The sequence below is a fragment of the Streptomyces nanshensis genome (assembly GCF_001751255.1).
Taxonomy (GTDB): Bacteria; Actinomycetota; Actinomycetes; order Streptomycetales; family Streptomycetaceae; genus Streptomyces; species Streptomyces nanshensis_A.
In genome coordinates, this window is the sequence record NZ_LJGW01000092.1 from 1 (window position 1) to 9,857 (window position 9,857).

Consider the following 9,857-nt stretch of genomic DNA (forward strand, 5'->3'; position numbering starts at 1 on the left):
CACCGGCTCATCGAGGAGGTGGCGAGCGTCTTCTCCCGCCAGGGCGCTCAGGCGATGCTCGGCGGAATCCACGCCCACAAGCCGCACTTGGAGCCCTACTACGAGGCGGCCGGCTTCAGCGTCCTCCCTGCCGGCACCCCGCTCGATCTCCGGCTGCCCGTCGGGACGCTGCGCTACCCGGCGGAGCCGTCCATGCGGCACCTGGTCCGCCCGCTCACCGACACGGTGACCTATGACGCCGGCGTCCTGCACGGCGTGCTGGCCGAGGTGTCCTGACACGGCCCGACTGCCCTGCGCACCGCTCCACTTCACGCCCGCGCGCCCTGCTCGGGACAGGCTGTGAAGGCCGTCCGGCGGCCGCGGAATCCGGCGCTACGGTGGCGGCATGAGCGTCGAGGCCGTGACCGGCTGCACCGATCCGGACCCGCGGGTGCGCCTGCAGCAACTGGCGTGGCGGGCCGAACTGCTCGTCGACGTCGAGGAGAAGGCCGGGCAGGTCGCCTGCCGCGCCGAGCGGCGTACCTACGGCGGCCCCGCCGCCGAGGTCGTGCAGGCACGCGAGGCCGCCGAGCAGCTCCTGGAACTCGCAGCCCGGCACGCCGGCGACGACCTCGGCGACCCGGCCGCCGTGGCGGGGCTGGAGGAGTCCCTGGCCACCGCGGCCACGCTGGTGCGGCGGCTGGAGGCCCTGGGCACCCCGGGTGAGGATGCCGGCGGTCCCCAACTGCCGTGAGGGCGCGGCCCGTACGGGCGGCCACGTGTCGAAAGCCGAACACCCCGAGGGAGTGAGGATGACCAACCACGGCGGAGACCGCGCCGGACCCGGCACGGGGCACACCCTCCGGGAGATCCGCGCGGAGCACCGAGCCAAACGGGACGTCACGGTGACCGTCTGCGTCTGGGCTCTCGCCGGCGTCCTGGCCGCAGCCGGCTGCATGTACCTCTTCAGCCATCTCCCCGCTCTGGCTGACCTCGTGTGGGGCTGACGTGCCAGCCCCCGGGGGGCGCGGAGAACCCGGCGCCCGGCGGGCCGGCCGCGGCGTACCGTGGAAGCTCGAGCTGAGGGGAGACGACGAGATGAGCGCGCTGCCAGCAGCTGCAGAACACCGCTTCGCCTACCGCGCCGGGCGCACGCTCGGCGCCCTACTCCGGCCCCTGGCACGGCTGTTGGAACCGCTCGCCCGACGCGGGTGGACCGAAACGGCCGCCGTGCTGTTCTGGTCCATCCTCGTGGCCCTCGGCGGCGCGCTCGCGTGGGGCGCCAGCATGGGGACGGTGAAGCTCGTCGGCGTGGCCCCCGCTCTGTTCGTCGCGCCCGCTCTGTTCGCCGCAGCGCTGCTCGCGTTCGCGGCGGTCCTCGTGAAGATGGCACTTCTCGTCGGGGGCCCGGTCATGCTCGCGCTCGCGCTCGGATTGGACCTCGCAGAGAAACGCACATCTACCCCGTAACCGGGCAAAGATCCACGTCTGGTCGTTATGCCGGCTCGGCGCTGGTCCGCATGCTGAGTGTTGCCCGGCCCCTGCTGTGCTCGTTCCCGCCCGTACGGGCAGCTGCGCCTGGCCGTTGTGCGTGCGGGCTGTGGTTCCTCGAGTTCGCTGCGCCTCGCCGCACGTCGTGCCGCTCGGGCTAGGCGGCTTCGGTGATTTCTTGGCAGGCCCGGACGGCGCAGTCGAGGTATTGCTCGAAGTCGCCTTCTGCCAGGCGGTACGCGGCCACCAGTGCTTGCAGGGCGGACTGGCGCTGCAGTGAGTGCTCGCCTTCCTGCCAGCTCTCGTCGAGGGCGAGGAGTTCGGGGAAGCGGGGCCGGTGGCTGCGGCCTGGCACGTCGAGGGTCTTCTCTCTGCGGTATGCGCGGCGAGCGCCTTCGAAGAGGGCCTCGGCGTCGTCCGCCGTCAGGGAGGAGTGGATGATCCGCAGGTAGGGCGCGACCACCGTGGCGCTCGCCGGCCAGTTCCGCGCGCGGCCGAAGGTCTCGCAGAGTTGCGCCGAGAGCGTCAGGCTGTAGTCCGTTTCCGTGTGCACGGCCTCACAAGTACCGCCTCGGTGCCGCATGGCCGCGGCGCGACCCACGCCCCGGAAGCGAGACCGCTCGGATGGGCGCGTGCCGCCGGCACTCGACCCCGCCGCACGCCGTCGTCTCGACGGCGGATGCCTTCCGGCGTGGAGGTGGCCGCGCGCCGCTGCCCGGCGCCGACAGGCAGTTCTTCGACCGGCGGGTGCGTGGTTGTCGGCTGGTCGGCCCGTACGACGAGTGGCTGCGCGACCGGCTGCTGGCCGCTCACCTGACCGAGCGCCAGCCCTTCACCGGCGGCTGCGCCTCGCCGAGCGGGGTCTGGGCCGTCCCGTACGCCCTCCGGCGGCTGCTGCTCGCTCGCGGGGGAGGGCGGGACGGGCCGTCGCGGGCCCTTTCCCGGGCGGCCCTCACTGCGCTGCCCGGACGGTTCACGCGCCCCTGGTGACGTCATCGGGCTGCCGCTGCGCTGTGTGCTCCTCGGTCGTGTCCGTTGCTGCGCCCTTCAATCGCGTCGTGTCGTGGTGACGAGGCCGGGGTCAGGCCAGAACGTCAGTGCCGCACTCGCTGCAGACGCCGCCCTCGGGGAGGTCGTCGGCCGTGAGCGGTTCGAGCGTGTCGCCTTTGGGCGGCGCGCAGGGCACGCAGAACAGCCGGCTGGACTCGAGCGACCGGTGCGCCACGGTGCTCGCTGCCTCGCGCGCCGCGATCCACTGTCCGACCGCCGAGCGCGAGACGTCGAATACCTTCGCGACCGCGGTCTGGGACCCGGCCTCGCGCCGGTCGAGGATGCGCCACTTCAGGGCCTCTTCCTGCTCCTCGAGCTTCTTCTTCTGCTCATGGACGGTTTCGAGCTCCTTGAGGTCCTGGACCGTCTGCCTGGTGAGTCGTGTCGTAGTCATGGACTCTAGTGTGCGCAAGTGAGCTTGTGCGTGTCAACCTGGCTTCATCGAGCAAGTATGCTTGACATGCGAAAGCAAACTTGCGTAACGTGTGGTTATGGCGACACCCACGGAATACGCGATGTACGACGACGAGGCCCCGATCCCCGCGACCGACGAGCAGGGCCGGTATGCCCGGATCACCCGCGCCCCCGGCAACGGGATGCCGACGTACGTGGTCCTGATCGGCCCTGAGTGCGGCGGCACGATCTTCGACGAGCAGTTCCCCGACGGAACCTCGCTGCCCCGGGGCCGCTTCGCCGCATGGTCACCGATGAAGGGCCAGGTCGGTTTCTTCGGCGAGCTCGAGGCGGCGGCCGACGCGATCGCCGAGACGTGGCCGGCCCCGGCCGGGCCGAAGGGCACGACCGAGCCGAAGGCGCGCGCCGACCAGGCGAACGCCCGGTGCGGCGGGACGCTGCGCCGGTACAACATCGTCGCCGAGGCCGCGCGACTGCACGCCGAGGGCGGCCGGACCGTCGCGAAGGCGTGGAAGGACGCGCTCGCGGCCGACTGGAAGCGGCAGCTCGCCGCGACGCCGATCCCCGACGAGGGCGAGCTGGAGAACTGCATCTCGGTCCTGGGTGGCGAGGTGCACACGGCGCAGTGGGGCAACGACGAGGACATGCCCACGATGCCCCTGTGCCGGACCGGCGCACAGGACCACATGCGGACCCGGTACACGGTCACGCCGCTCGCGATCACCTGCACCACCTGCATCATCCAGCGCGAGAACCGCGCGAAGCGCCGAGCCGCCCGCGGCTGACCGACAGGAACGAGGGGCGCCGGCGTCCGGCCGGCCCCCGCCCATGGAGGGGAACCGATGGAAGCGAAGACCGAAGCCGCCGAGTCCGAGCGGGAGTGCGAGAGCTGCGGGCGCGGTCAGGTCGTGATCGCGCAGTACGGGATCTCGCTCGCCGCGCTCGGCCTGTCCTCGCGGTTCTGCACGAACTGCGTCGCCGCCGAGCTCGCCGCGCTCGGTCTGGCCGTACCGAAGGCCGCCGGAGACGAGCCCGCTGCGGAGGCGCTGTGAGCTGCGCCTACTTCTGCCGGCACTGCGGCGAGCGTCACGAGACGCATGGCGAGATGGCGCTGCGGGTGTGCGGGTGCGACGGGGAGCGCCATGACGCCTGCCGGCCTCGGCGTGCGCCCGCCGGCACGCCCCGGCCCGAGCGGTGGCCGGCGTACCTGACGTGGGAGACGGCGGTCTGATCGCCTGATCGCATACGCAAGATAGCTTGACAAACGCAAGAAACCTTGCGTAGTGTCTGGGGTATGACGACGACACAGACCGAAACGACCGGCCTCAAGAACGCCGACGAGCTGATCGTCCTCGCTGAGAAGGCCGGCCTGAAGGTGGCCGTCAAGAAGACCGACGTGCAGGGCGACGAGCTGCTGCCCGGGCACACGTCGGTCACGGTCACGATCGAGATGCGCTGCCCGGCCGCGCACGCCGAGACGATGCTCGGCGTCGATATCCGCGCGGAGTCCTTGATCGCCTTCTTCTATAAGTCGCACCGGAAGGGCGCGCGGGCGAAGTTCACGTTCGCCGAGCGGCGGGGTCTGTACGGCAGCCGGAAGATCAAGACCCTGCGGCGCCTCGGGTGGGCCGCCGAGCACATGGGCGCGGACATGGCGCGCCACTTCGAGCGGGCCGGCGAGTCGATCCCGCAGTCGCGCGACCTCGACGAGCACGACCAGGACGAGCGGACGACCGCGCCGGTCGCCGCGGGCGAGCCGAAGGACGAGCAGGCGGAGAAGGCGCCCGCGAGCTCGTCGAAGGTGATCCTGCGCCGCGCCGCCGATGGCTACGGCTACGTCTCGCGCGACGGCCGGTGGACCGTGCGGCCGGCGTACTCGCCGACGACCATCGGGGGGTCTGCGTCGCGACCGTCGTACTGGATCATCGAGGACACGAAGGGCGAAGAGGAGCAGACCACGCGCACGCTGCTCGTCGACGCTCGCGAGCTCGTCGGCCACCGGATGAAGCGGGACGCCGAGCAGGCGCCGACGAAGGTCGTCCTGGTGCCCAACGGGTACGGCGCCGGCTACAAGTCCACCGACGGGGTGTGGGACATCGTCCCCACCTTCGGCCGCCGCCGGCGCGGTGTGGCGCCCTCGCGGCCGGCGTTCTTCACCATCCGGCACGTCCCGTCGGACACCGAACTCGAGGGCACGCACCGCACCATCACGGCCGTACGGGCTGCGTTCGCTGCCGGCGAGATCAAGGTGGCCGGGGGTGCGCGATGACGGGGTACGGCTTCGGCGCGTTCGTGGTGGGACCTGCTGGCGGCGTCGACGTGATCGCCGGCCGCTCGAGCAAGTCCGGGGGGCCGACGACCTACCGGCTCGAGTGGGGCGGGCGCGATACGTGGTACGGCGAGGACGAGCTTCGGCCGGCGACGTACGCCGACTTCCGCGCGGTGTCGCTCGGCGCCGACGCGGAGGCCGTGGCCGCTTCGCGCGCCCGGGCTGTCGCCGAGGGTCGCCTCGGGCGCAGCAGGGGCGCCGGCGCGCACGTCTTCACTCCGTGCTGCGAGGCCGGCCACTACCTTTCCGAGCTGCATGGCTCGGTGATCTGCCGCGGTTGCGGGTGGCACTACCTCGTGCGGCACTTCCCGGCCGCAACGTTCTGGGTCTCTCTCGGGTTCGGGAAGACGCCGCGTCGGCGGAAGGCGCGGCGCTGGGCGTGATCACGCCAGCCATAGGCAAGCTAACTTGACATACGCAAGAAAGCTTGCGTAATGTCTGGGGTGCCAGCAGGGGACGGCGACGAAGGAGAGACCGAGATGGCGAAGTGGACGCGGATCGCGAAGGGCCAGTACGAGCTGCGGGACGGCGAGGAGATCCTGGCGACGGCCGCGAAGGACCGCGTGTACGACGCTGGCTTCCGGGGCGGCGAGTGGTGGCACGTGACCGTCGGCGGCAAGGAGATCGCCGTCCAGCACGAGACGCTCACGACCGCGAAGCGGCACGCGGAATCCCTGATCTGATCCGACACGGGCCCGGCGACGGGCCGGGCCCCGGGGGTCACCGGCACACAGCGAGACGGAGGCAGGGCGATGGAGATCAAGATCGTGATCGGTTGATGGGCTGCGGGCACTTCGAGGTGCTCGGTACCTATCCGCGATCCCTCGCGGAGCAGGCCTTCGGCGTCCTCGGTGACGTCTTCATTCGTGGACGACGTTCTTTCCGGCGTTGCGGCCTGATGACGACGCGGCAGCGCACACACACCTGAGGGGAAACGATGCAGACGAAGACGGACGAGCTCGCGGACGGTAGGGCCGACTTCTTCGAGGCCGGCCGGACCTACCGGCGGCGCCGTTGGCTGTTTCAGTGCCTCGCCGTGGCGCCCGAGCCCTTCCGGGGTGAGCGGCGCGCGGTCGGCTTCCTGTACCGGCCTGGAGAGATCGCTACGGCGACCGCATTCGATGACGATGCGTGGGACTGCGATGGGTGGGAGCAGCTGACCGCCGAAGGGAGCGACAGGCGGTGACGGCCGAGTACGGGGTCTTCAACGACGAGGGGTGCCTCGAGGCCGGCATGTGGTCGCAGGCCGAGGCCGACGAGCGCGCCGCCGAGTACCGGGCCGAGGAGGAGGACGCCGCGAAGGCGCTCGAGGTGTGCCAGAGCCACGACGGCCGCAACGGTAGCGACGAGGACCCGCAGCCGAAGGACGGGTGTGAGCTGTGCGCCGAGGAGGAGGCCGGCGAGGGGTGCGGGGCCGTGGACCCGGACGACGTCGACGCCTGCGGCGAGTGCGAGGACTGCACGGGCGGTGACGCCTGATGCCGCGCCGGCTGAGGCGGCTTGGCGATGGCAGGTACATCACCGGCGACGGCCGATACCGGCTCGAGCCGTACAACGACGCCACCGAGGTAACTCGGGGGCGCGGCCCGCGGCGCTGGTACGTGATCGACACCACGGGGGCCGAGCTTCCCCGGACCGGGTACACGCTCGCGCGATTCCGTGAGGAGTTCTGCGGGGCGGCCGACTGATCGCGAACCACGCAAGCTAGCTTGACATACGAAAGAGAGCTTGCGTATGTTGTGCGTATCGACAACGCACGACGAGGGGAACGAGACGCGATGGAAACCCTGAAGGACACGCCGCGGCAGGCCACCCCGGTCGACTTCGACGAGGTCAGCCTCGGCGACCGGATCACCTTCCTGACGGCGCACAACGGCTTCGGCGCCGACGGCGCGCCCTACGAGCGAGCGGGCGTCGTGAGCGGCAAGACCGAGAAGACCGTCACCGTCGCCTGCGAGACCAACCAGCTCGGCGACACCGCGCGCCTGATGCGCCGCGGATGGGCCGGGCGCAGCGTCCGCCGCGTCTCGCCGGCCGCCTTGACGGTCGCCGACCTGCCGAAGGGAACGCGCATCGTCTCGCCCGAGGGCCGGCACGGCGCGACCAACGGCGTCGACGTCGGCCGCGTGAACAACCCCGACCACCCCAACCACGCCCGCGCCTACGTCGGCGTCGAGCTGGACGCCGTCCCCGGCGACATGGGCTGCAACCGCCGCTTCCGGCTCTTCGTCGACGAGCTGAGCCTCGAACAGCCGGCCACCCCCGCCGTCGAGGACGAGGACGAGCCGCAGGGCCCGCGCGCCGAGCTTCAGGCGTCCGAGGTCTTCACGCTGCGCTCGGGCGTCACCGTCGAGGCGGTCACCGTCCTCGGTACCCGGGCCCGTATCCGCCTCGCCGGTACGCCGACCATCGCGCAGGCGGGGACCGCGTTCGCGGAGGACGAGGACGGCACCCCGTACGAGATCGACATGAACTCTGTTTCCCTGCTCGGCGTGATGCCCCGGAAGGGCGACACGATTCACGCCCGCGCCCGTACGTGGAACGAGGGGCCGGGCGGGGAGCGCGTCGAGGGCCTCTCGCCGGTCATGCGCCGTCTGCTCGACCGCGACCCGTGGGGCGTCAAGGACGGGGCCATGGTCGTCTCCGACGAGCGGGGCGCCGTCGAGGTCGTTATTGCCTCGACGGTCGTGATCCTCGCCGACGGGGTTCACAAGCGCGACGACGAGGGGCGCATCGCCCGAGCTGTGCAGATCGCGCTGCCGGGCGCCGAGTTCCACACGAACACGACGTCGACCTCGGCGATCCGCGTCCGTACGCGGATCGGAGAGGACGAGAGCCGCGACGACGAAGCCGTCCTCGCCCGTAACGACGACCTCGCCGAGGCGATCGCCCTGGCAGGGTTCTACGTGGCGCGCCGCGGTATCGGGCAGGCCGTGTACGCCTCCGCCCGGGGCCTGCACGACGGTTCGGCCCGGCCCGATGACCCCTGCGAGGTCGCCACGCACGTCGGCGACCCGGCCCCGTGGATCGCGATCCTGCCCACGAAGCACCCGCTCGAGTTCGACGCTGCCTGCCGCGCCTGCGTCCGCCGGCACACGGAAGCCGAACGCGCCTGAACCACCTCGACCCCGAGCGGTGTGGGACCGCGAGGGCCCGCCGATTTCCCCCGGCGGAGCCCTCGTGTGTGCGGCCACCACGGCCGCCGTGCTGTCTCCTCGGCGCGGCCTCCGTCCCCGTACTGCTCGCGATCGTGGTGGTCCTCGTGAAGATGGCACTTCCGCATGCGCCGACTGCCGCGAGCGCGCGGCCACTTCCCGCTCAGCCGCGGCCCGTACGGGCGGCGGGCTGTCGTGTCCCCGGGCGTTCCGGCGGCCGAGCCCGCCCCCGCCGAACGCCGGCCGGGGCGGTGGGCCTGTGGTGCGGCTACGCCTGGTCGGGCCCGATGGGCGGGTTGCCGTCCTGCAGTTTGGTCGCGATCTCGTCGAAGAGTTCAGGGGAGACGGGCAGGGGTTCGCCGGGGGGCGGGTCGATCAGGGTCCAGGGGGAGGGGGCCGGTCCGGGGAAGTCGAGGCGGTCGAAGTCGACCAGGTCCGGTTCCAGCTCGGCCTCGGTGCGGGTGTGCTGGGGGTCGGTGTCGACGGGCAGCGCCCTGCGGTCGGAGCGGGCGAGGGTGCGGGCGAGCCAGGCCGCGTACTCGGGGGAGGTGCTGGTTCTGCCCTCGCCGCCGGGACGGGAGCTCAGGAGGGAGGGCGCGCCGCCGTAGGGCCCCGGAAAGAGGCCGGCGGACCGGCCGGCTGGTCCGCCGGTCCCGTCCGCGGACGCGCCGGCTGCTTCGCTGTTCTCCGGGCCCGGGCCGTGCCCGGGCGCAGCCCGTACCGGCCAGTCGGGGCCGTTCTGCCAGTCGGCGTCGCTGGGCTGGGGGTCGATGTCGATCAGCTGGGTCCGGGGGTGGAGCGCGCGGCCCGCGGCCAGGATCGCGCTGAGGGAGGTGGTGGTCTTACCCCGGCCTCCGGGCCGGAAGTTCTTCTGGTTCTGGTGCCGCCGTACGGTCTCCAGGTCCAGGGTGGCGGGCTCCGGCAGGCTCGGGGGCGGGGTGGTGGTCTCGGTGAGGGTGTGTGCTTGGGCGGGGGTCATGCCGGTGGCTGCGCACAGCGCCCGTACCGTCTCGTCGGGCAGGGTCTCGCCGCGTTCGAGTTCGCGCTCGAGTTCGGCCAGGCGGCGGGCGGCGGAGGTGCCGGGCTGGAGGCCGAGGAGTTCCATGGCGCGGTGCCGGCCGACGCCGAGGGCGCCCGCGGCGCGCTTCACGTAGCCGGTCAGGGCCTCGCCGGGCTGCGGCTGCGGCGCCGCCGGCAGACGCGCGGGGAGGCCGCCGCGGCTGGAGCTGGCGGCGACGGCCTCGCGGGCCTGCCGGAGGGAGGTGCCGGGGTGGGCGAGCCGATAGTCGCGCACGGCCCTGGTGTACGCGCGGTTGTTCCGGTCGGTCACGACGTCTCACATCCTCGGCCTGGTCGTCCCACACCCACCGGCCGCATCCGGGACGGAAGTCATGACGGATCAGCTCGCGCGAGTCTGGGACGTCTTCGGGTCCACCAGG

The 9,857-nt window shown here is 72.1% G+C and carries 15 protein-coding genes and 1 pseudogene; 13 read left to right on the plus strand and 3 right to left on the minus strand.

Annotated features, from left to right (window positions below):
• From AN218_RS36395 to AN218_RS04575, 4 genes and pseudogenes are all read left to right on the plus strand, one after another.
• A pseudogene (locus AN218_RS36395) lies at positions 1-276 on the plus strand (GNAT family N-acetyltransferase); the annotation flags it as partial.
• A gap of 109 nt (positions 277-385) precedes the next feature.
• Entirely contained in the window at positions 386-733 is a 348-nt protein-coding gene (locus AN218_RS04565; RefSeq protein ID WP_070015319.1) for a hypothetical protein, read from the plus strand.
• 58 nt (positions 734-791) lie between these two features.
• The gene (locus tag AN218_RS04570) at positions 792-986 is read left to right on the plus strand and encodes a hypothetical protein (RefSeq protein WP_070015320.1); all 195 of its coding nucleotides are present in this window, start codon (positions 792-794) and stop codon (positions 984-986) included.
• Between the two features lie 91 nt (positions 987-1,077).
• Entirely contained in the window at positions 1,078-1,449 is a 372-nt protein-coding gene (locus tag AN218_RS04575) for a hypothetical protein (RefSeq protein WP_070015321.1), read from the plus strand.
• A gap of 178 nt (positions 1,450-1,627) precedes the next feature.
• Here the strand turns inward: AN218_RS04575 and AN218_RS04580 are convergent, their stop codons facing one another.
• Positions 1,628-2,023: a hypothetical protein gene (locus AN218_RS04580; RefSeq protein WP_070015322.1), complete on the minus strand. Its 396-nt coding sequence runs from the start codon at positions 2,021-2,023 to the stop codon at positions 1,628-1,630.
• Positions 2,024-2,094: 71 nt separating this feature from the next.
• Here AN218_RS04580 and AN218_RS04585 point away from each other — a divergent pair, with 71 nt between their 5' ends.
• The gene (locus AN218_RS04585) at positions 2,095-2,460 is read left to right on the plus strand and encodes a hypothetical protein (RefSeq protein WP_070015323.1); all 366 of its coding nucleotides are present in this window, start codon (positions 2,095-2,097) and stop codon (positions 2,458-2,460) included.
• 91 nt (positions 2,461-2,551) lie between these two features.
• Here AN218_RS04585 and AN218_RS04590 read toward each other — a convergent pair whose 3' ends face one another.
• Positions 2,552-2,914: a hypothetical protein gene (locus AN218_RS04590; RefSeq protein ID WP_070015324.1), complete on the minus strand. Its 363-nt coding sequence runs from the start codon at positions 2,912-2,914 to the stop codon at positions 2,552-2,554.
• Between the two features lie 97 nt (positions 2,915-3,011).
• Here AN218_RS04590 and AN218_RS04595 point away from each other — a divergent pair, with 97 nt between their 5' ends.
• From AN218_RS04595 to AN218_RS04640, 8 genes are all read left to right on the plus strand, one after another.
• Positions 3,012-3,719: a hypothetical protein gene (locus AN218_RS04595; RefSeq protein WP_141747463.1), complete on the plus strand. Its 708-nt coding sequence runs from the start codon at positions 3,012-3,014 to the stop codon at positions 3,717-3,719.
• Positions 3,720-3,776: 57 nt separating this feature from the next.
• On the plus strand, positions 3,777-3,986 hold the full coding sequence (locus AN218_RS04600; RefSeq protein WP_070015326.1) for a hypothetical protein: 210 nt from the start codon (positions 3,777-3,779) through the stop codon (positions 3,984-3,986).
• A 242-nt stretch (positions 3,987-4,228) separates the two neighbouring features.
• Positions 4,229-5,203, plus strand: coding sequence for a hypothetical protein (locus AN218_RS36400; protein WP_070015328.1), 975 nt, complete (start codon positions 4,229-4,231; stop codon positions 5,201-5,203).
• Positions 5,200-5,646: a hypothetical protein gene (locus AN218_RS04615; RefSeq protein ID WP_070015329.1), complete on the plus strand. Its 447-nt coding sequence runs from the start codon at positions 5,200-5,202 to the stop codon at positions 5,644-5,646. Before AN218_RS36400 ends, AN218_RS04615 begins: the two co-directional genes overlap by 4 nt.
• Before the next feature lie 96 nt (positions 5,647-5,742).
• The gene (locus AN218_RS04620) at positions 5,743-5,946 is read left to right on the plus strand and encodes a hypothetical protein (RefSeq protein ID WP_070015330.1); all 204 of its coding nucleotides are present in this window, start codon (positions 5,743-5,745) and stop codon (positions 5,944-5,946) included.
• A gap of 254 nt (positions 5,947-6,200) precedes the next feature.
• Complete coding sequence (locus tag AN218_RS04625; RefSeq protein ID WP_070015331.1) at positions 6,201-6,449, plus strand: hypothetical protein; 249 nt, start codon at positions 6,201-6,203, stop codon at positions 6,447-6,449.
• On the plus strand, positions 6,446-6,742 hold the full coding sequence (locus AN218_RS04630; protein WP_070015332.1) for a hypothetical protein: 297 nt from the start codon (positions 6,446-6,448) through the stop codon (positions 6,740-6,742). The genes AN218_RS04625 and AN218_RS04630 overlap by 4 nt, the downstream gene beginning before the upstream one ends.
• A gap of 299 nt (positions 6,743-7,041) precedes the next feature.
• Positions 7,042-8,379, plus strand: coding sequence for a hypothetical protein (locus AN218_RS04640; protein WP_070015334.1), 1,338 nt, complete (start codon positions 7,042-7,044; stop codon positions 8,377-8,379).
• 307 nt (positions 8,380-8,686) lie between these two features.
• Here AN218_RS04640 and AN218_RS37845 read toward each other — a convergent pair whose 3' ends face one another.
• Positions 8,687-9,748, minus strand: coding sequence for a TniQ family protein (locus AN218_RS37845; RefSeq protein WP_070015335.1), 1,062 nt, complete (start codon positions 9,746-9,748; stop codon positions 8,687-8,689).
• Between the last annotated feature and the right edge of the window lie 109 nt (positions 9,749-9,857).